At 63.5% G+C, this 20,166-nt stretch carries 19 protein-coding genes (1 of these 19 cut by a window edge); 17 read left to right on the top strand and 2 right to left on the bottom strand.

The annotated features are described in order from the left end of the window. The first annotated feature begins 31 nt into the window (after nt 1–31). Both AC3ANW_RS20510 and AC3ANW_RS20505 read left to right on the top strand, forming a co-directional pair. Nucleotides 32–1,714, top strand: coding sequence for a long-chain-fatty-acid--CoA ligase (locus AC3ANW_RS20510; RefSeq protein WP_488342671.1), 1,683 nt, complete (start codon nt 32–34; stop codon nt 1,712–1,714). An 11-nt stretch (nt 1,715–1,725) separates the two neighbouring features. After that, nucleotides 1,726–2,526, top strand: a complete 801-nt coding sequence (locus AC3ANW_RS20505) for a 5'-methylthioadenosine/adenosylhomocysteine nucleosidase (RefSeq protein ID WP_488342670.1) — start codon at nt 1,726–1,728, stop codon at nt 2,524–2,526. Here AC3ANW_RS20505 and corA read toward each other — a convergent pair. Next, a complete protein-coding gene (corA, locus tag AC3ANW_RS20500; RefSeq protein ID WP_488342669.1) occupies nt 2,483–3,472 on the bottom strand; it encodes a magnesium/cobalt transporter CorA in 990 nt (329 codons plus the stop codon). The genes AC3ANW_RS20505 and corA overlap by 44 nt on opposite strands. A gap of 456 nt (nt 3,473–3,928) precedes the next feature. Here corA and hpf point away from each other — a divergent pair, with 456 nt between their 5' ends. From hpf to hprK, 3 genes are all read left to right on the top strand, one after another. After that, a complete protein-coding gene (gene hpf / locus AC3ANW_RS20495) occupies nt 3,929–4,258 on the top strand; it encodes a ribosome hibernation-promoting factor, HPF/YfiA family (protein ID WP_488342668.1) in 330 nt (109 codons plus the stop codon). A 118-nt stretch (nt 4,259–4,376) separates the two neighbouring features. Next, complete coding sequence (locus tag AC3ANW_RS20490; protein ID WP_488342667.1) at nt 4,377–4,844, top strand: PTS sugar transporter subunit IIA; 468 nt, start codon at nt 4,377–4,379, stop codon at nt 4,842–4,844. A gap of 4 nt (nt 4,845–4,848) precedes the next feature. Further along, nucleotides 4,849–5,802: an HPr(Ser) kinase/phosphatase gene (hprK, locus tag AC3ANW_RS20485; protein ID WP_488342666.1), complete on the top strand. Its 954-nt coding sequence runs from the start codon at nt 4,849–4,851 to the stop codon at nt 5,800–5,802. A gap of 25 nt (nt 5,803–5,827) precedes the next feature. On the opposite strand, the gene fur is transcribed toward hprK, so the two are convergent. Then, nucleotides 5,828–6,265, bottom strand: a complete 438-nt coding sequence (gene fur, locus AC3ANW_RS20480; RefSeq protein ID WP_488342665.1) for a ferric iron uptake transcriptional regulator — start codon at nt 6,263–6,265, stop codon at nt 5,828–5,830. Between the two features lie 94 nt (nt 6,266–6,359). Between fur and AC3ANW_RS20475 the strand changes: the two genes are divergently transcribed. The 12 genes from AC3ANW_RS20475 to gshB form a co-directional block, all read left to right on the top strand. Continuing rightward, nucleotides 6,360–6,920, top strand: coding sequence for an outer membrane protein assembly factor BamE (locus AC3ANW_RS20475; RefSeq protein ID WP_488342664.1), 561 nt, complete (start codon nt 6,360–6,362; stop codon nt 6,918–6,920). An 85-nt stretch (nt 6,921–7,005) separates the two neighbouring features. Then, nucleotides 7,006–7,842: a 4-hydroxy-tetrahydrodipicolinate reductase gene (gene dapB / locus AC3ANW_RS20470; protein ID WP_488342663.1), complete on the top strand. Its 837-nt coding sequence runs from the start codon at nt 7,006–7,008 to the stop codon at nt 7,840–7,842. Between the two features lie 8 nt (nt 7,843–7,850). Then, a complete protein-coding gene (locus tag AC3ANW_RS20465) occupies nt 7,851–8,477 on the top strand; it encodes a MotA/TolQ/ExbB proton channel family protein (RefSeq protein ID WP_488342662.1) in 627 nt (208 codons plus the stop codon). A 13-nt stretch (nt 8,478–8,490) separates the two neighbouring features. After that, on the top strand, nt 8,491–8,925 hold the full coding sequence (locus tag AC3ANW_RS20460) for an ExbD/TolR family protein (protein ID WP_488342661.1): 435 nt from the start codon (nt 8,491–8,493) through the stop codon (nt 8,923–8,925). Nucleotides 8,926–8,992: 67 nt separating this feature from the next. After that, complete coding sequence (gene leuS / locus AC3ANW_RS20455) at nt 8,993–11,653, top strand: leucine--tRNA ligase (RefSeq protein ID WP_488342660.1); 2,661 nt, start codon at nt 8,993–8,995, stop codon at nt 11,651–11,653. A 2-nt stretch (nt 11,654–11,655) separates the two neighbouring features. Next, nucleotides 11,656–12,165, top strand: coding sequence for an LPS-assembly lipoprotein LptE (locus AC3ANW_RS20450; RefSeq protein WP_488342659.1), 510 nt, complete (start codon nt 11,656–11,658; stop codon nt 12,163–12,165). A 5-nt stretch (nt 12,166–12,170) separates the two neighbouring features. Further along, the gene (gene holA, locus AC3ANW_RS20445; protein ID WP_488342658.1) at nt 12,171–13,241 is read left to right on the top strand and encodes a DNA polymerase III subunit delta; all 1,071 of its coding nucleotides are present in this window, start codon (nt 12,171–12,173) and stop codon (nt 13,239–13,241) included. 45 nt (nt 13,242–13,286) lie between these two features. Then, nucleotides 13,287–14,567 (top strand): glutamate-5-semialdehyde dehydrogenase, encoded by a 1,281-nt coding sequence (locus AC3ANW_RS20440; RefSeq protein ID WP_488342657.1) that lies wholly within the window; start codon nt 13,287–13,289, stop codon nt 14,565–14,567. Between the two features lie 125 nt (nt 14,568–14,692). After that, nucleotides 14,693–15,985: a glutamate--cysteine ligase gene (gene gshA, locus AC3ANW_RS20435; RefSeq protein WP_488342656.1), complete on the top strand. Its 1,293-nt coding sequence runs from the start codon at nt 14,693–14,695 to the stop codon at nt 15,983–15,985. Nucleotides 15,986–16,183: 198 nt separating this feature from the next. Beyond that, entirely contained in the window at nt 16,184–18,055 is a 1,872-nt protein-coding gene (locus tag AC3ANW_RS20430; RefSeq protein ID WP_488342655.1) for a potassium transporter Kup, read from the top strand. Between the two features lie 13 nt (nt 18,056–18,068). After that, the gene (locus AC3ANW_RS20425; protein WP_488345473.1) at nt 18,069–19,244 is read left to right on the top strand and encodes a benzoate/H(+) symporter BenE family transporter; all 1,176 of its coding nucleotides are present in this window, start codon (nt 18,069–18,071) and stop codon (nt 19,242–19,244) included. A gap of 41 nt (nt 19,245–19,285) precedes the next feature. Continuing rightward, nucleotides 19,286–20,166: the 5' portion of a glutathione synthase gene (gshB, locus tag AC3ANW_RS20420; RefSeq protein WP_488342654.1), read on the top strand. Its footprint extends 70 nt past the window's final position; the window shows 881 of its 951 coding nt (coding positions 1–881); it begins with the start codon at nt 19,286–19,288; the stop codon falls past the right edge of the window.

Below are 20,166 nucleotides of genomic sequence, written 5' to 3'. Positions count from 1 at the left end.
CGACTCCAAAACAACAGTGAGACGAGGCGACATGGAAAAAACCTGGCTGAAGGCTTACCCGCCGAACGTGGCTGCAGAGATAGACGCCTCGGCATATCCGTCATTGGCGGCGCTGGTGGAGGAAAGCCTGTCTCGGCACGCCGACAAGGTCGCGTATTCGTTCATGGGGCGTGACATCCGGTTTTCGGAAACGGACGAAGACAGCCGCCGTGTCGCCGCCTGGCTGCAGAGCGTCGGCCTGGTCAAGGGTGACCGGGTGGCGCTGATGATGCCCAACGTGCCGCAGTATCCGGCGGCAGCGATGGCGGTGATACGTGCCGGCATGGTGGTGGTCAACGTCAACCCGCTCTATACCCCGCGCGAGCTGGAGCATCAGCTTCGCGACTCGGGTGCCAAGGCCATCTTCATCCTGGAGAATTTCGCCAACACGCTGGAAAAATGTGTCGCTTCGACCGCACTGCAGCATGTGGTGCTGTGCGCCACGGGCGACCGGCTCGGCTGGCTCAAGGGCGGGCTGGTCAACTGGGTGGTGCGACACCGCAGGAAGATGGTGCCGGCCTTTCACCTGTCGAATACGGTGCGTTTCAACGAGGTGCTGTCCCAGGGTGGCCGCATCGCGTGGAAACCGCCGCTGCTCGGGCCCGACGACATGGCGCTCCTGCAATACACGGGCGGCACGACGGGTGTTGCCAAGGGGGCGGTGCTGCTGCAGCGCAATGTATTGGCCAACACGCTGCAGTCGGAGGCCTGGCACGCGCCTGCCGTGGCTAAGGTGCCGCAGGGGGAACAGCCCACCTTCATCTGCGCGTTGCCGCTGTATCACATCTTCGCGTTCACCGTGATCATGCTGCTCGCCTTGCGGATTGGAGCCAAGGCGATCCTGATCCCCAATCCGCGCGATTTGAAGGCCATGCTCAAGGCGCTGTCCCATGAGCGCTTCCATGTGTTTCCGGCGGTCAACACCCTGTTCGCGGGTTTGGCCCATCACCCCGATTTCGGAACGGTCGACTGGCGTCACCTATGCCTGAGCGTGGGGGGTGGATCTTCCGTTTCTTCTGCTGTCGCGGAACTCTGGAAGGAAAAGACGGGTTCGCCCTTGCGTGAAGGCTACGGCCTGTCCGAGACATCGCCATCGGTAGCGTGCAATCCGACTGCGGGCGAAACCGTGCAGGGCAGCATCGGCCTGCCGTTGCCGTCGACCGAGATCATGCTGATCGATGACCAGGGCTGCGAGGTCGCGCAGGGCGAGCCGGGCGAAATCGCCATCCGTGGCCCGCAGGTGATGGCCGGCTACTGGCAGCGGCCGGAAGAGACGGCGCAGGTGATGACGGCCGACGGTTTCATGCGGACCGGCGACATCGGCACCGTGGACGAAAGAGGCTTTTTCCGCATCGTCGACCGCAAGAAAGACATGATTCTGGTCAGCGGATTCAATGTCTATCCCAACGAGATCGAAAACGTGGTGGCCAGCATGCCCGGCGTGGCCGAATGCGCCGCCATCGGTGTGCCGGACGAAAACAGCGGCGAGGCGGTCAAGCTGGTCATCGTGCGCCGCGACCCGGCGCTGTCCGAAGAAAACGTCAAGGCTTACTGCCGTGAACATCTCACCGGCTACAAACGGCCACGTGTCGTCGAATTTCGCAACGAAATGCCGAAGACGCCGGTAGGCAAGATCCTGCGACGCGAGTTGCGCGGCGAACCCGAAAAGAATTGATGTCCTTGTCGATGGAAGCGGAACCATGCCTGGGCATCCTGAGTGCCCTGCCGGAAGAACAACACGGCTTGGTCGCCATGCTGGAGCAGACCCAGCCGCCCCGGCCGCATGCGGGGCGCCAGTTTGTCCGGGGCCGCCTGGCCGGGCACCCGGTCGTGCTGGCGCTTTGCGGTATCGGAAAGGTTGCGGCGGCCACTACCGCCACTGTTCTGATCGAACGTTTCGGCGCGCGGCAAATGCTCTTCACCGGCGTTGCCGGTGGTCTCGCGCCAGGCGTGCGGGTGGGTGACGTGGTGGTTGCGGACGGTTTCATGCAGCACGACATGGATGCTTCGCCACTGTTCCCGCGCCACGAGGTGCCGCTTTATGGGCAGGCACGATTCACTTCCGACCCGGTTCTTTCCAGCCGCTTGTTGCAGGCGGCACGGATTGCATTGGCAGATCGCGAGAACCTGTGCGATCCGGCCGACCTGGCGCGGTTCGGCCTGCACCTGATGGCGGTTCATCACGGGCTGCTCATCAGCGGCGACCGTTTTGTCAGCACCCTGACCGAAGCCGCAGAACTGCGTGCGGAATTGCCGCTGGCCCTGGCGGTCGATATGGAAAGCGCAGCCGTCGCGCAGGTCTGCCATGACTACGACGTGCCGTTCGCGGCGGTACGCACCGTATCGGACCGGGCGGACAACAGCGCCCATGTGGACTTTCCGGCCTTCGTCGAGGCGGTGGCCAGCCGTTATGCGCAGGCCATCGTCCGGGCGCTGGCGACGCTTACTTCAACCAGCCACGGCGGCGGAAATACAGCATCGGAATGACCGCGCTGCTCACCATGAGGGTGATGACGTACGGGTACGCAGCCTTGCCCAGCGCTGCGAGTTCAGGAAACTGCAGGTTCATGCCGTAGATGCTCGCGATCAGTGTCGGCGGCAGCAGCGCCACGCTGGCCACCGAGAAGATCTTGATGATCTTGTTCTGGTTGATGTTGATGAAACCGACGGTCGCATCCATCAGGAAGTTGATCTTGTCGAACAGGAAGGCGGTGTGGTTGTCCAGTGACTCGATGTCGCGCAGGATTTGCCGGGCTTCCTCGAACTGCTCGGCATTGAGCATGCGGCTTCGCATCATGAAACTGACGGCGCGGCGGGTGTCCATCACGTTTCGACGGATGCGACCGTTCAAGTCTTCCTGGCGGGCAATGGCGCCCAGCACTTCGCCGGCTACCGCGTCGGTCACGTTCTCGGACAACACCAGCTTGCTGGTCTTCTCGAGTTCGTCGTAGATGTTCTCCAGCGTGTCTGCCGAATATTCGGCGTCGACGTCGAACAGCTTCAGAAGCACATCCTTGGCGTCGTCGATCAGGCCGGGCGCACGCCGGGCCCGCAGGCGCAGCAGCCGGAACACCGGAACGTCTTCATCGTGGATGGAGAACAGGACCCCCCGGCTTTTCTTGCCGGAGTCGTGCTGGTTGAGGATGAACGCCACCCGTACCGAGCGGGGTTCTTCCTCGTCGGCGATCAGGAAGTCGCTGCGTACGTGCAGGTCGCCGTTGTCCTCTTCATAGAAGCGGGCGGATTCTTCGATGTCCTCTTCGGTCGCGTCCTCGGGGATGGAAACCGCGTAATGTTGCTTGATCCACCTTTTTTCTTCGACCGTGGGAGATTCCAGGTCGACCCAGATGGGTGTGAATCGGGCGAGCTCTTCCAACGACTCGATCTCTTCCTGGAAGAGACGGCCGTTGGCGAGCGTGAAGATGTTGAGCATGGCGCGCTCCCTGGCTGTGGATTACATCGAACGGGGTAGGTGGTGAGGCACGCTTTCCACCCCCGATGTGGGCCCGGGAGCAGAAAGCTACCGACTCGGGTAGGTTTCCATGGCGCTTTTCTCCTTGCGATAAGAGCGCGGATTATGGCACTGCAACATCCCCAGTCTGGTGCTGAAAAGCCCAATTGTTACGGCCCTGCTGCGATTGCGGTTTCCCCGGTTCATGCCGATTTCGTCGATTAGTCGTATCAAAAAAAATCGATATGCATCAGATAGTTGGCGTCGATTTCGCAAAGTCGCTTGCATTCCTTTGCGACTCAGGTGCAGGGACCGCATTGCATTCACGACAGACCGGGCGCATAGTGAATTCGAGCGCTCAACAGATCCCCAGTTCGTACCGTCCGATACCAACGGATGGTTTTTCAAACGGTGTTTCCTAAAGTTGGAGGAACTTCCATGAACCTGACGATCAGCGGCCATCATCTCGAAGTCACACCCGCGCTGCGCGGCTACGTGACCACCAAACTTCAACGCCTTACCCGCCATTACGACGACCTCGTGGACGTGAATGTGATCCTGACCGTGGAGAGCATCAAGGAGAAACAGCTGAGGCAGAAGGCCGAATGCAGCATCCATGTCAAAGGTAGCGAGATGTTTGCTGAGAGCGCGCATGCAGACCTATATGCGGCAGTCGACGAGTTGATGGACAAACTGGACCGTCAAGTAGTCCGCCACAAGGACCGGGTGCAAAACCACCATCATTCAGCGCCGAAACGCATGATGTGAAAGAGACGCTTGGTCTCTTGGCGTGTCAGGTGCAAACATGTGTTGCGTCTGCGCGCCATCCCTTTTTGCATGCTAGGTGCTTTCCCAGGGCGGGGGCGCATAATGCGCCTCCACCGCCATGAATCGTCTAGCTGCCATCCTGCCCGCCGAACAGGTCCTCGTGAGCCTCGATGCCACGAGTAAAAAGCGGGCGTTCGAAGAAGCCGGCCTGTTGTTCGAAAGCCTCCACGGCCTGAGCCGAGCGCTCGTGACTGACAGTTTGTTCGCCCGCGAACGGCTGGGGTCGACCGGACTGGGACATGGCGTCGCCATTCCGCACGGCCGCATCAAGGGTCTGAAGGCGCCGATGGCGGCTGTCTTCCAACTTGCGCAACCCATCGGATTCGATGCGCCCGACGAACGTCCGGTCGCGTTGCTGATCTTTCTGCTGGTGCCCGAGGCGGCGACTCAAAAGCATCTCGAAATTCTTTCGGAGATCGCCGAGCTTCTCAGCGATGCCCCGCTTCGCGAGAAGATCAAGACCAGTACCGACGCGGACGAGTTGCATCAGACCATTGCCCAGTGGCAATCGACCCAGCCGGCCTGACCGGGTGAAACCCACCGTCGTCAGCGCAGACGCGCTATTCGAGGAATTCCGCGGTTCGCTTCGCTGGGAGTGGATCGCCGGCCTTGGCGCATCCGAACGTCGTTTCGACGAGATCGTGGTCCGTGCAGCCCGATCCGGTGCCGATCTGGTCGGCTATCTGAATTACATCCATCCCTACCGTGTGCAGATATTGGGCGAACGTGAGGTTGCCTATCTCAGTAACGCCACACCGGAAGATTGTGCCCGCCGTATTGCCCGCATCGTGACGCTCGAGCCGCCGGTGCTGGTGCTGGCCGATGCGCAGACTGCGCCCGAAGCCTTGGTGTCGATGTGCGAGCGGGCACAGATTCCGCTGTTTTCCACCTACGAGTCGTCGGCCTTCGTGATCGACGTGCTGCGTGCCTACCTGTCCAAGCACTTTGCCGACCGCACGACGATGCATGGCGTGTTCATGGACATCCTGGGCCTGGGTGTGATGATCACCGGCGAATCGGGACTGGGCAAAAGCGAACTGGGGCTGGAACTCATCTCGCGCGGCAACGGGCTGGTTGCCGACGATGCAGTGGACCTGTACCGCATCAACCAGGCATCCATCGAGGGGCGTTGCCCCGAACTGCTGCAGAACCTGCTCGAGGTTCGCGGCATCGGCTTGCTGGACATCCGCGCGATCTTCGGTGAAACGGCGGTACGCCGAAAGATGAGGCTCAAGCTGATCGTTCACCTGGTGCGCAAGGAAACGATGGAACGCGAATATGAGCGGCTTCCCTATGAACCCCTCACTCAGGACGTGCTGGGTGTGCCGGTGCGCAAGGCCGTGATTCAGGTGGTGGCAGGCCGCAACATTGCCGTGCTGGTCGAGGCCGCGGTGCGCAATACCATCCTGCAACTGCGCGGTATCGACACCTATCAGGAATTCGTCGAGCGCCACCAGCGCGCCATGGAAACCGGCCAGCGCTGACGGCCGGCCGCAGGGTCCGGGCTGATCAGCCGTTGCGGCGGACAGGCGCCTTGCCGCATTCGGCACACAGGCCGTAGAGTGCCATCGAGTGGTCGTGCACCTGCCAGCCCTTGGCCTTGGCAACGGCTTGCTGGCGCTGCTCGATTTCAGCGTCGAAGAATTCCTCTACCTTGCCGCAGTGCGTGCAGACGAAGTGATCGTGGTGCGAACCCTCGTTCAATTCGTAGACGGCCTTGCCGCTTTCGAAGTGGCGACGGCTCAGGATGGCGGCCTGCTCGAACTGTGTCAGCACCCGGTACACCGTGGCCAGGCCGATATCGGAGCGTTCTTCCAGCAGAACTCGGAAAACGTCTTCGGCCGTCATGTGGCGTTGTTTGCCGGTCTGGAAGATCTCGAGGATCTTCAGGCGCGGCAAGGTGGCCTTTAGGCCGGTGTTCTTGAGATCGTCGATGTTGCTGTGCATGGCGGTTTCCTGGCAGGGCGGCCAGTACCCGCGGGGCGGTCGCCGCGGACCCTGCCGCTACAATCGTCGGATCATATCGCCTGTGCAATCAACCATGTTCGATCACTTCCGCCGTTGCCTCGTCCCCGCGGTCGCTGCCGCCTTTGCGGCACTGCTGACGGGCTGCGGCACGGTCGACAGCGCCAGCAACCGCCTGGCGAGCGCCATCACTCCCTACAAGATCGAAATCGTGCAGGGCAACTTCGTCTCGAAAGAGCAGGTGGCCGCGCTCGAAAAAGGCATGAGCCGCATCCAGGTGAAGGAAGTGCTGGGCACGCCGCTGATCGCCAACCTATTCCGCGCCGATCGCTGGGACTACGTCTTCACCATCAAGCGCCCGGGCGTCGAGCCGCAGTCGCGTCGTCTCAGCCTCTATTTCGAGAACGATCTTCTCGCACGTTTCGAAGGCGACGAAATGCCCACCGAAGCCGAGTTCGTGGCTGCCCTCGATACCCGGACCAAGATCGGCAAGGTGCCGCCCCTTGAAGCCACGCCCGCCCAGCTGGACAAGTTCCCGGTGCGCAGCAAGGCAGACGCCGCGCAGGCCGACAAGGCCATCGCTGCCGAGGCGCCTTCCGGCCGGAACTATCCGCCGCTGGAATCCGGCGCGCGCTGACCGCCACCAACCCGCAGCCTCTCGTCGCGGGTGTCGGCAACATCGCCGACGTCATTAGTCACTTGACCTGCAGGACCGTCTTCGCATGAACGACATCTCTTCCACGCCGACCGCTGGCCCCCAGAAGATCGCCATCGCAGGTGCGTCCGGCCGCATGGGCCGCATGCTGATCGAGGCGATCCGCGCGGATGCCGGCTGCACGCTGGCCGGCGCACTCGACCAGGCGAACAGTCCGGCGATTGCTTCCGACGCTTCCGCTTTTCTCGGTTATGCCAGCGGCGTGCCGATCACTGCGGATCTGGCAGCCGGCATTCGGCCCGCCGAAGTGCTGATAGATTTCACGCGCCCGGAGGGCACGCTCAAACACCTGGCGGTGTGCCGCGAACACGGCGTCAACCTGGTTATCGGCACGACCGGTTTCACGGCTGCCCAAAAGGCTGAAATCGAAGCGGCATCGCGCGAGATAGCCATCGTCATGGCGCCCAACATGAGCGTCGGCGTCAACGTCACCCTCAAGCTGCTCGAGATGGCCGCCAAGGCGCTTTCCACCGGATACGACATCGAGGTGATCGAGGCGCATCACCGTCACAAGGTGGATGCTCCCTCCGGCACCGCGTTGAAGATGGGCGAGGTGCTGGCCGAGGCCCTGGGCCGGTCGCTCGAAGATTGCGCTGTGTACACCCGCGAGGGCGAAACCGGCGCGCGCGATCCTTCCACCATCGGTTTCGCCACCATCCGCGGCGGCGACATCGTCGGCGACCACACGGTGTTGTTCGCCGGAATCGGCGAGCGGATCGAGATCACCCACAAATCCTCCAGCCGTGCGACCTATGCGCAAGGCAGCCTCAGGGCCGCGCATTTCCTGGCTGGCCGCAAGACAGGCCTGTTCGACATGTTCGACGTGCTCGGCCTGCGCGCCTGAGCGGCCGGATGGACACGCTGCAGTTTTTCCTCGACGGCGACGCACTGGCCCGCACCGTGGCCGCGGCACTGCTGCTGCTGTCGGTGGTGAGCTGGATCGTCATCCTCTGGAAAATCTGGCTGCTGCGGTCCGCTGCCCGCAACTGCCGGCGTGCCATCGGCGCTTTCTGGCAATCCGCCTCGACGGCCGATGCCCTTCAGCGGGTTCCGGCCTTTGATCCTCAAAGGCTGGTGATGCCTTTCGTCGAGGCCCTGGATGTGGGTGGCGGCACCGGCATGGCGGCCGGCGGCGATGTCGCCCAGCGCCGTACCCGTGTCCTGCGTGACGCGCTGCACCGCGCATCGGCCCATCTCCAGTTCGGCCAGGTGCTGCTGGCCAGCACCGGTGCCATCGCACCGTTCGTGGGTTTGCTCGGCACCGTCTGGGGCATCCACCGGGCGCTGGTCGATATCGCGGGTGCCGGCCAGATCAGCATCGAACGTATCGCCGGGCCGGTGGGCGAGGCGCTGGTGATGACCGCCGCGGGCCTGGCCGTGGCCATTCCTGCCGTGCTGGCCTACAACCTGCTGGGTCGACGCATCGCCCGCATCGAGGCCGAACTCGAAGGCTTTGCGCAAGACTTGCGCGATCTCTGAGCGGCGCTGGACGATGGCGTTCGGAAGACTCTCCCGCGGTGCCGAAGGCGCACCCATGAGCGAGATCAACGTCACGCCGCTGGTGGACGTGATGCTGGTGCTTGTGGTTGTCTTCCTGCTGACGGCGCCCCTGCTGGCCACCAGCATCAAACTCGACCTGCCCAAGGCCGCTGCGGCGCCTGCGCCGGCCGGCAAGGCAGGGCTGCTGCTGGTGGTCGACGCCAGTGGTCAGGCCTTTCTGCAGGATCGCCCGTTCACCGACGAAGCCCTCGTCGCACAGCTGGAGAAGGTCGCCGCAGAAGCGCCTGAAACCGAACTGCAGCTGCGCGCCGATACGACAGTGCCCTATGGCCGGGTGGTCGCCCTGCTGGGCCTGGCGCAGCAGGCCGGACTGGCGCATGTGGGTTTCGTGGCGACTCCACGGGCCGCAACAGCCGGGCGACCCTAAAATCGGGCCTTGCCCACTGGCGCACGGCCGTGTCGGCGCCCACTCGACCAGCGCTTTTTCTCTCTCCATGCAAGACAAATACACTCACCAAGAGGTCGAACAGGCCGCCCAGTCCGACTGGACCGCCCGCGACGTCTACCGGGTCACCGAAGACACGAGCAAGCCCAAGTTCTACGCCTGTTCGATGCTGCCGTACCCCAGCGGCAAGCTGCACATGGGCCACGTGCGTAACTACACCATCAACGACATGCTGGCGCGCCAGCTGCGCATGCGCGGCTACAACGTGCTGATGCCGATGGGCTGGGACGCTTTCGGCCTGCCCGCCGAAAACGCCGCACTGAAGAACGGCGTGCCGCCGGCGCAGTGGACCTACGACAACATCGCCTACATGAAGCAGCAGATGCAGGCGATGGGCTTGGCCATCGACTGGTCGCGTGAGGTCGCCACCTGCTCGCCGGAGTACTACAAGTGGAACCAGTGGCTGTTCCTGAAGATGCTCGAAAAGGGTATCGCCTACCGCAAGACCCAGGTGGTCAACTGGGACCCCGTCGACCAGACCGTGCTGGCCAACGAGCAGGTCATCGACGGCAAGGGCTGGCGCACTGGCGCGGTGGTCGAAAAGCGCGAGATCCCGGGCTATTACCTGAAGATCACCGACTATGCCGAAGAGTTGCTGGGCCATGTTCAGACGCAGTTGCCGGGTTGGCCCGAGCGGGTGCGGCTGATGCAGGAAAACTGGATCGGCAAGAGCGAAGGCGTGCGGTTCGCCTTCCCGCACGACATCCGCGGCGCCGACGGCCAGCTCATCGGCGACGGCAAGATGTATGTCTTCACCACCCGGGCCGACACCATCATGGGTGTGACGTTCTGCGCTGTGGCACCGGAGCATCCCCTGGCCGCACACGCAGCATCGCTCGACCCGTCGGTGGCCGCGTTCATCGCCGACTGCAAGGCCGGTGGCACCACCGAGGCCGAACTGGCCACTCAGGAAAAGAAGGGCATCCGCACCGGCCTGTTCGTCACCCATCCGTTCATGGAAGACCCGGTCGAAGTCTGGGTCGGCAACTACGTGCTGATGAGCTACGGCGACGGCGCGGTCATGGGCGTGCCGGCGCATGACGAGCGCGATTTCAGCTTTGCGCTGAAGTACGACATTCCGATCCGCCAGGTGGTTCAGGTCGACGGCGAACACTACGACTACCACCACTGGAACGACTGGTACGCCGACAAGCGCGAGGGCGTCACGGTCAACTCCGACTACTTCAGCGGACTGCCGTATGGCGAAGCCGTCGACGCCGTGGCGCATGCCCTCGAAGAACGCGGTCTGGGCGGCAAGAAGACCACCTGGCGTCTGCGCGACTGGGGTGTCAGCCGCCAGCGTTACTGGGGCACGCCGATTCCCATCATCCATTGCGAGGAACACGGCGCCGTGCCGGTGCCTGAAAAAGACCTGCCGGTGGTGCTGCCGCAGGACTGCATCCCCGACGGATCCGGCAATCCGCTGATCAAGCACGAAGGTTTCCACGCCGGTGTGGTCTGCCCGGTGTGCGGCAAGGCGGCGCGGCGCGAGACCGACACCATGGACACCTTCGTGGATTCGTCCTGGTACTTCATGCGTTATTGCGACCCCAAGAACGACCGGCAGATGGTCGGTGAAGGCGCGCAGTACTGGATGCCGATGGACCAGTACATCGGCGGCATCGAACACGCCATCCTTCACCTGCTGTACGCACGGTTCTGGACCAAGGTCATGCGCGACATGGGTCTGGTGAAGATCGACGAGCCCTTCACCAAGCTGCTGACCCAGGGCATGGTGCTCAACCACATCTACTCACGTAAAACGCCCAAGGGCGCGGTCGAATATTTCTGGCCGCACGAGGTCGAGAACGTGCACGACGCGGCCGGCAAGGTGATCGGCGCCACGCTCAAGTCTGATGGCTCGGCCATCGAATACGGCGGCGTCGGCACCATGAGCAAGAGCAAGAACAACGGTGTCGATCCGCAGGACCTGATCGGCCGCTACGGCGCCGACACCGCGCGCCTGTACACCATGTTCACCGCGCCTCCCGAGGCGACGCTCGAATGGAACGACGCTGCCGTCGAAGGCAGCTACCGTTTCATGAAACGTGTCTGGGGTTTCGGCGTCAGGTTGTCTGCGCTGGACAGCGTGGCGGCCAACGCCAGCATTGCCGGTATCGACAAACTGCAGCAGGTGACGTTCGGTGCGCCGGCGAAGGCGCTGCGCCGCGAGGTGCACAACGTGCTGCGCCAGATCGACTACGACTACCAGCGCATGCAATACAACACGGTGGTGTCGGGCGCGATGAAGCTGCTCAATGCCCTGGAGTCGTTCAAGGGCGAGGGTGTCGAAGGCGCCGAAGTGGCCGCCATCGAGGGCTTCAGCATCCTGCTGCGGGTGCTGTACCCGGCGACCCCGCATATCACCGATCAGCTGTGGAAACAGCTGGGTTACGCGGCCGAGCTGGGTGATCTGCTCGATGCGGCCTGGCCCGTGGTCGATGAGGCGGCGCTGGTGCAGGACGAGATCGAGCTCATGCTGCAGGTGAACGGCAAGCTGCGCGGCTCGGTCCGCGTGCCGGCCGGCGCCGACAAGGCTGCCATCGAGGCGGCCGCACTGGCCAGCGAAGACTTTGCCAAGTTCTCCGGCGGCGCGATGCCCAAGAAGGTGATCGTGGTGCCTGGACGCCTGGTCAACCTGGTGGTCTGAACATGCTGAACCGTCGCGCCCTGCTGGGCCTTGTGCCCGCCGCCGTCGCCGCACCTCTGGCGGGTTGCGGTTTCCACCTGCGGGAGGCGCCCAGTTTCGCCTTCAAGTCGGTCTACATCAACGGGAATCCCAACTCGACCTTCGTGGCCGAGCTGCGACGCAACCTCGCAGCCGGAACCGGCCTGGTGGTGACCCGTGAGCTGACGCAGCGGGACACCAGCGATGTGGTGCTGGACATCCTGCAGGACCAGCGCGAACGCATCGTGCTGGGCTACAACTCCAGCGGCCAGGTGCGCGAATTCCAGCTGCGGATACGGGTGCGTTTTGCCCTGCACACACCCGACGACCGCGAAATACTGCCGTCTACCGAACTGCTGCTGCAACAAGACCAGAGCTACGACGAAACCCTGGCCCTGGCCAAGGAACAAGAGGCACAACTCATCTACCGAAACCTGCAGACCGACGTGGTGCGGCAGATCCTGCGGCGCCTGGCGGCTGTCAAGCAGATCTGACAGGCATGCAGCTCGCCCCGGCACAACTCGCGGCCCATCTGCAGAAGACTCTGCGCCCGCTCTATACCGTGCACGGCGACGAGCCGTTGCTCGTACAGGAAGCGGCGGACGCGATTCGCGCCGCCGCGCGCAGGCAGGGCGCGGCCGAGCGCACGGTGCACACGGTGGCCGGCGCTCATTTCGACTGGAGCGGCGTACTGGCCGACGGCAGTGCGCTGTCCTTGTTCGCCGAAAAGCGCATCGTCGAGATCCGCATCCCTTCCGGCAAGCCGGGCAAGGACGGTAGCGCCGCACTGCAGCAGATCGCCGCCATTGCGGCCAGCCAGGAGGACACCCTGACGCTGGTACTGCTGCCGCGGCTCGACAAGACCACCCGCAGCGGGGCGTGGTTCGCTGCACTCGAGCAACACGGCGTCGGTATCCAGGTCGAGCCCGTCGAACGCGGGGCGTTGCCGCAATGGATCGCCCAGCGCCTCCAGGTGCAGGGGCAGCAGGTGGCGCAAGGCGAAGAGGGCCAGCGCACCTTGCAGTTCTTTGCCGACCGGGTCGAAGGCAACCTGCTCGCCGCACACCAGGAAATCCAGAAACTGGCACTGCTGTATCCGGCCGGGCCGCTGTCATGGGAGCAGGTCGAGAAGGTGGTCCTGAATGTCGCCCGGTATGACGTCTTCAAGCTTTCAGAGGCCGTGCTGGCCGGCCAGGCCGGACGGGTACAGCGCATGCTGGAAGGCCTTAAGGCCGAGGGCGAGGCCGAGGTGCTGGTGCACTACACGCTGTCCGAAGACATCCGCGCCCTGAAGCGGGTGAAGGACGCCATGAACCAGGGCCGGCCGCTGCCGATGGCGCTGCGCGAACAGCGGGTCTGGGGCCCGCGCGAACGCCTGTTCGAGCGGGTGCTGCCGCGGCTCGACGGGGCGCTGTTGTCGACCTTGTTGCAGGACGCCCACAAGGTCGACGGAATCGTCAAGGGCCTGCCTCAGGAAGGCTGGCCACGTGATGGCTGGCAGGCACTGATGCGGCTGGCGCTGCGGCTTTGCCGCGCCTGCGCCACGGTCCCGGTTTCGCGCGCGGCCTGAATCCCCGTCTCGCACGGGGCTGCCGCCGCGTGGGAAAATGGCGGCATGAACGCCTTGAACGTCGCCGAATACGTGCACACCCTGGGGCTGCAGGCCCGGGTTGCGTCCGCCCGCATGGCCAGCGCCGATGCCGCCACCAAGAACGCCGCGCTGCGTGCGCTGGCCAGGTTGCTGCGCGAAAACCCCGCACCACTCGCCGAAGCCAACGCACGTGACCTGGCCCGCGCCGAGGCGGCCGGCCTGTCGGCACCCATGGTCGACCGCCTGCGCCTCACGCCCAAGGTCATCGAGACGGTCGCGCAGGGCTGTGACCAGCTGGCCGCCATGCCCGAACTGATCGGCGACGTCGTCGGCCTGCAACAGCAGCCCAGCGGCATCCGCGTGGGACGCATGCGGGTGCCGCTCGGTGTCTTCGGCATGATCTATGAAAGCCGGCCCAATGTGACCATCGAAGCCGCCAGCCTGTCGATCAAGAGCGGCAATGCCTGCATCCTGCGCGGCGGCTCGGAGGCCATCGAATCGAACAAGGCGCTGGCCGCACTGGTCGGCCAGGCGCTCGGGCTGGCGGGCCTGCCCGCCGAGGCCGTCCAGCTGGTGGGCACGACCGACCGCGAAGCCGTCGGGCAGCTGATCGCCATGCCGGAATTCGTCGACGTGATCATTCCGCGCGGTGGCAAGAGCCTGATCGAGCGCATCAGCCGCGAAGCCAAGGTGCCGGTCATCAAGCATCTGGATGGCAACTGCCACACTTATGTCGACGACCCGTGCGACATCACCATGGCGGTCAGGGTGGCCGACAACGCCAAGACCAGCAAGTACAGCCCCTGCAACGCCACCGAAGGCTTGCTGGTGGCGCGCGGAGTGGCTGCAGCCTTCCTGCCGCTGATCGGAAAAATCTACGCCGACAAGGGCGTCGAGATGCGTTGCGACGCGGAAGCCATGGCGCTTCTTGCCGACCTGCCAGGTGCGCATGTGACGGCAGCGACCGAGCAGGACTGGTCCGAGGAATACCTCGCGCCCATCATCAGCGTGAAGTTGGTGGAGGGCGTGGACGAAGCCATCGCGCACATCAACCGTTATTCGTCGCACCACACCGACGCCATCCTCACCCGCGACCACATGAACGCACAGCGTTTCCTGCGCGAGGTCGACTCGGCGAGCGTGATGGTCAACACCAGCACCCGTTTCGCCGATGGCTTCGAATTCGGACTGGGCGCCGAAATCGGCATCAGCACCGACAAGTTCCACGCGCGCGGCCCTGTCGGTCTGGAGGGCCTCACCTCTCTCAAGTGGGTGGTGCTGGGCCAGGGCGAAATCCGGGGCTGACAGCGTCGCGTCAATTCGCTGCTTTCACACTCTTGCACTAAGCTCCAGCCGCCCCATATCCCTACGACCGGCTCTGCCTTTCCAGCGCAGAGCCTTGTTTTTGCCAGCCAGTCACAGAGGGCCGCATGGTTCCGCATCTCATCACGGCACTCACCGGTCCGATCAACGAACTGGAGCAGCGCATCCTCGATTCCACGCCAGCCATCGAGCGCTGGTTTCGCCTGGAATGGATGGAGCACACGCCGCCTTTCTACAGCTCGGTCGATCTGCGCAACGCCGGCTTCAAGCTGGCGCCCGTCGACACCAACCTGTTCCCGGGCGGCTGGAACCACCTGACGGGCCAGATGCTGCCGCTGGCGGTGCAGGCCGCCATGGCGGCCATCGAGAAGATCTGCCCCGAAGCCCGCAACCTGTTGTTGATCCCGGAAAACCACGGCGACCCCGATTACCTCGTCAACGTGGCGCAGTTGGCGCGCATCTTCCATGCAGCAGGGCTGAACGTGCGGGTGGGTTCGGTCGATCCGGACATCAAGGATGTCACCATCCTCAAGCTGGCCAACGGCGAAGAACTGCGCCTGGAGCCGGTGGTGCGCAACGGTGGCCGCCTTGCCACACGGCACTTCGATCCCTGCACCATCCTGCTGAACAACGATCTGTCGCAAGGCGCGCCGGGCATCCTCGAGGAACTGCACGAGCAATACCTGCTGCCGCCGCTGCACGCCGGCTGGTCGGTACGCCGCAAGAGCCGCCATTTTCAGAGCTACGAAGAGGTTTCCAAGCGCTTCGGCAAAATGCTGGGTATCGATCCGTGGCTGGTCAATCCGCTGTTCGGGCAGGGCGGAGAAGTCGATTTCAACAACGGCGTGGGCATGGAAGAACTGACCCACAACGTCGACATGCTGCTGTCGCGGGTGCGCCGAAAATACAAGGAATACGGCATCAATGAAAAGGCGTTCGCCGTCGTCAAGACCGACAACGGCACCGGCGGCAAGGGTGTGATGACGGTGCACGATCCGCGCGACCTGCAATCGCTCAGTGACCGCACACGCCAGAAGATGAGCGCCTCGAAGGACGGCCGCGCCCTGCACGAGGTGATCGTGCAAGAAGGTGTGCCGACCTATGAACATGTCGGTAATGCCACCGCCGAACCGGTGGTCTACATGATGGATCGTTACGTCGTCGGCGGTTTCTACCGGGTCAACGGCGAACGAGGCATCGACGAGAATCTCAACACACCGGGCTCGGGTGTCGTTCCCCTCGATTTCGACGGCAGCGCCCGCATGACACAGCCGGTCGGCAAGGGTACCGCCGAGGAGCCGAACCGTTTCTACATGTATGGCGTGATCGGCCGCCTGGCGATGCTGGCCGCCAGCTATGAGCTGGAAGCGACCAACCCCGAGGCAGAGGTCTACGACTGATCGTTGAACGGGCGACCGGGTTGTTGCGCCGCAACATCTTCGACTGCTCCTGGTTCCCGGTGGCGTTTGCACCACGTGGCGGACGGGGCGGCCGGCGCACAATAGCGGCCCCAACACAACGGCCCAGTGCCGGCGTACCGGTCGCTGCCAGCGGCCGGGGCCTCTTCGGGCCAACGCCGAAACGCCCCCGCGCACCCCGTGTCCGACAGCAATAAAACCTCGCTTCCTGCCCTGACCCTGGGCGCTATCGGTGTCGTCTACGGAGACATCGGAACCAGCGTTCTCTACGCCGTCAAGGAAGTCTTCCACACCGGCAGGGTGCCGTTCATGCCCGAGAACGTCTACGGCGTGCTGTCGATGTTCTTCTGGACGCTGGTCATCGTCGTGGCCCTGAAATACGTGGTGCTGGTCCTTCGCGCCGACAACAACGGCGAGGGTGGGCTGGTCGCCATGCTCGCACTGGCTTCGCAGGCGGTAAAGGATAAGCCCAAGCTGCGCAAGGTGCTGCTGCTGGTTGGCATATTCGGCACCTCGCTGTTCTATGGCGACGGTGTCATCACGCCGGCCATCTCGGTGCTGTCGTCCGTCGAGGGGCTCGAGGTCATTTCGCCGGCTTTCCGCACCTATGTGATCCCGATCACGCTGGTGGTGCTGTTCGGCCTGTTTTTGGTCCAGAAGCGCGGGACCGGCGGTATCGGCAAGTTCTTCGGGCCCATCACGCTGGTGTGGTTCATCACCATCGCGGCGCTGGGTGTCATGCACATCTCCGGCCATCCGGAGATCTTGAAGGCCCTCAACCCCTATTACGCACTGCGTTTCATCTGGCTGCATCCGCTGGTGACCTTCATCATCCTGGGTGCCATGGTGCTGTGCGTGACCGGTGCCGAGGCGCTCTATGCCGACCTGGGCCATTTCGGCAAGAAACCGATCCGACTGGCCTGGTTCCTGGTGGTCATGCCCTCGCTCACCTTGAACTATTTCGGCCAGGGCGCGTTGCTGCTGGCCGAACCCGGTGCGGTGCAGAACCCCTTCTTCATGATGGCGCCGCCCTGGGCGCTGCTGCCGCTGGTGCTGCTGGCCACCATGGCGACCGTCATCGCGTCGCAGGCCTTGATCTCCGGTGCCTTCAGCATCACCAAGCAGGTGGTGCAGCTGGGCTACCTGCCGCGCCTGAATGTGCAGCACACCAGCGTGCGCGAGGCCGGGCAGATCTACATCCCGTTCGTGAACTGGGGCCTGTTCGTCGCCATCGTGCTGGCGGTGGTGATGTTCAGGTCGTCGAGCAACCTGGCCGGTGCCTACGGTATCGCCGTCACCCTCGACATGCTGATCACCACCGTGCTCACGTTTTTTGTCATTCGATATCGCTGGAACTATCCGCTGGCGCTCTGCCTTGCAGCCACCGGCGCTTTTTTTGTCGTCGACCTGGCGTTTTTCACATCGAACCTGCTGAAGCTGGTCGATGGGGGCTGGTTCCCTCTGATGATCGGCGGCGGCATTTTCACGCTGATGATCACCTGGAAGGATGGCCGCGCGCTGGTGAACGAAAAGCTGCGCAGCGACGCCATCGACCTGCCGAGCTTCCTGGAATCTGTATTCACCAGCCCGCCTACCCGGGTGGAAGGCACGGCCGTCTTTCTGACCGGCGAGCCTGGCAGCGTGCCCAACGCCATGCTGCACAATCTCAAGCACAACAAGGTGCTGCACGAGCAGAACCTGTTCGTCACCGTGCGCTCGCATGAAGTGCCTTGGCTTGGCATGGACAAGCGCCTCGAGGTCGAGCCGCTGGGCCGGAACTGCTGGCAGGTCGTCATTCACTACGGCTTCAAGAACGATCCCGACATCCCGCAGGCACTTGCGAACCTGCGAGGACGCGGTTGCGGGCTCGACCCCATGACCACCAGCTATTTCCTGTCGCGCGATACCGTCATTCCGACCATCGGCAGCGGCATGGCCGACTGGCGCGAAAAGCTCTTTGCCCAGATGCACCGCAATGCCGGTGCCGCAGCCGACTTCCTCAATCTGCCAAGCAATTCGGTGGTGGAGATGGGGTCGAAAATCGAAATCTGAGACCGCCGCATCCATGCGTTTTTTCCGTGACCTGAGCCTATCGGCGGCAACTGCCGGACTGGTTGCCGTCCTGGTGGGATTCACCAGTTCGGCCGCCATCGTGTTTCAGGCGGCACGAGCGTTCGGCGCCGACGACGCCATGGTGTCGTCCTGGATGTGGGCGTTGGGATGGGGCATGGGACTGTGTTCCGCCTTGCCTTCCCTGTGGTTGAGGAAGCCCGTCATGGTGGCATGGAGCACGCCGGGCGCTGCGGTGCTGGCACTGGCTGGATCGGGCCATTCGATGGCGGAAGCCGTCGGCGTCTTCATGGTGGCTGCTGCCCTGATCGTCCTGGTCGGAGCCACCGGATGGTTCGAAAGGGTGATGGACCGCATCCCGGCAGGTATCGCGGCCGCATTGCTGGCGGGAGTTCTTGCCCGCTTCGGTATGCAGGCTTTCGCGGCTGCCGGTTCGTCGCTGTTGCTGGTCTTCCTGATGCTGCTCACCTATTTGCTGGCGCGTCGGCTGTTGCCGCGTTACGCCGTGCTGTGCAGCCTGGCCGCAGGCACTACCTGCGCAGCAGGGCAGGGCGGGCTTTCGTTTGCGTCGGTTCCCGTGGCATTCGCCGTGCCGGTCTTCGTCTCCCCCGCGTTCAGCTGGTCCGCGACGATCGGTCTGGCCTTGCCTTTGTTCATTGTCACCATGGCTTCGCAGAACCTGCCGGGCGTCGTTGCCATTCGAGCAGCAGGATATGCATTGCCGGTCTCCAAAATCATCAGCCTGACCGGGCTGGCAACGCTGGTGCTCGCGCCGTTCGGAGCATTTGCATTGAACCTGAGCGCCATCACCGCGGCCATTTGCATGGGTCCGGAGGCGCATCCCGATCCGGCTCGCCGTTACACCGCGGCCGTCGGTTGCGGTTTCTTCTACTGCCTGCTCGGCATCGCAGGTGCGACCGTTGTCGCGCTGCTGAGCGCCTTTCCGCCGGCGCTCATTGCCTGCATCGCCGGCCTTGCGCTGCTGGGATCCATCGGCAACGGCCTGGCCGTAGCGGTGGAAGACCCGGTCCACCGTGAGGCTGCCGTCATCACTTTCCTGGTGACGCTCAGCGGCGTCGCCATCGCGGGCATCGGATCGGCCTTCTGGGGCGTGGTCGCCGGCACGATTGCGTTATTCGTACAAAAATACCGATTTCGTGCGCAGGCCTGAAGGACAGGCCGGCGCTTTTTGCCGACCAACTCAGCCACCCGATGCATATTCTTTTTGTTGCCGATCCCCTTGAGTCCTTCAAGATCTACAAGGACACCACCTTCTCCATGATGCGGGAGTTGCAGCGCCGCGGCCACACCCTGGCGGCTTGCGAGCCTCAGGATCTGGTGTGGCAAAAGGGCGGCAAGGTCAGCGCGGTGGTTCGGCAACTGAGGCTGACGGGTGATGCGGGCCGCTGGTTCGAAGCGAGTACCTCGGAAGGCGCCCAGGCGCTGAACAGCTTCGACGCGATCCTGATGCGCAAGGACCCACCATTCGATTCGGAATTTTTCTACGCTACGCATCTGCTGGAACAGGCTGAACGAGAAGGCGCTCGTGTTTTCAACAAACCCCGGGCACTGCGCGATCACCCTGAAAAGCTGGCGATCCTGGAGTTTCCGGAACTGATCGGGCCGACCATCGTGACCCGCAGCGATGCAGCCATCCGAGCTTTTCACGCAGAACACCGGGACATCATCCTGAAGCCGCTCGATGGAATGGGCGGCATGGGCATCTTCCGGGTGCGGGACGACGGGATGAACCTGGGTTCCATCATCGAAACCCTCAATCAGGGCAGCACCAATACCGTGATGGTTCAGAAGTTCTTGCCAGCCATTGCGGAAGGTGACAAACGCATCCTTCTGATCGGTGGCAAGCCGGCCCCTTATTGCCTGGCCCGTATCCCGCAAGGCGGGGAGGTTCGTGGCAACCTGGCGGCAGGCGGCCTGGGTGTTGCCCGGCCTTTGACGGCGCGTGACAGAGAGATCGCCGAAAGCGTCGCACCCATTCTGTTCAAACGCGGCCTCTTATTGGTGGGCCTGGATGTCATCGGGGAGAGCGTGACCGAAATCAACGTGACCAGCCCGACATGTTTCCAGGAGAT

The organism is Xylophilus sp. PBN-3R (genome assembly GCF_057747805.1).
This window is presented reverse-complemented; position numbering and strand designations above follow the sequence as displayed.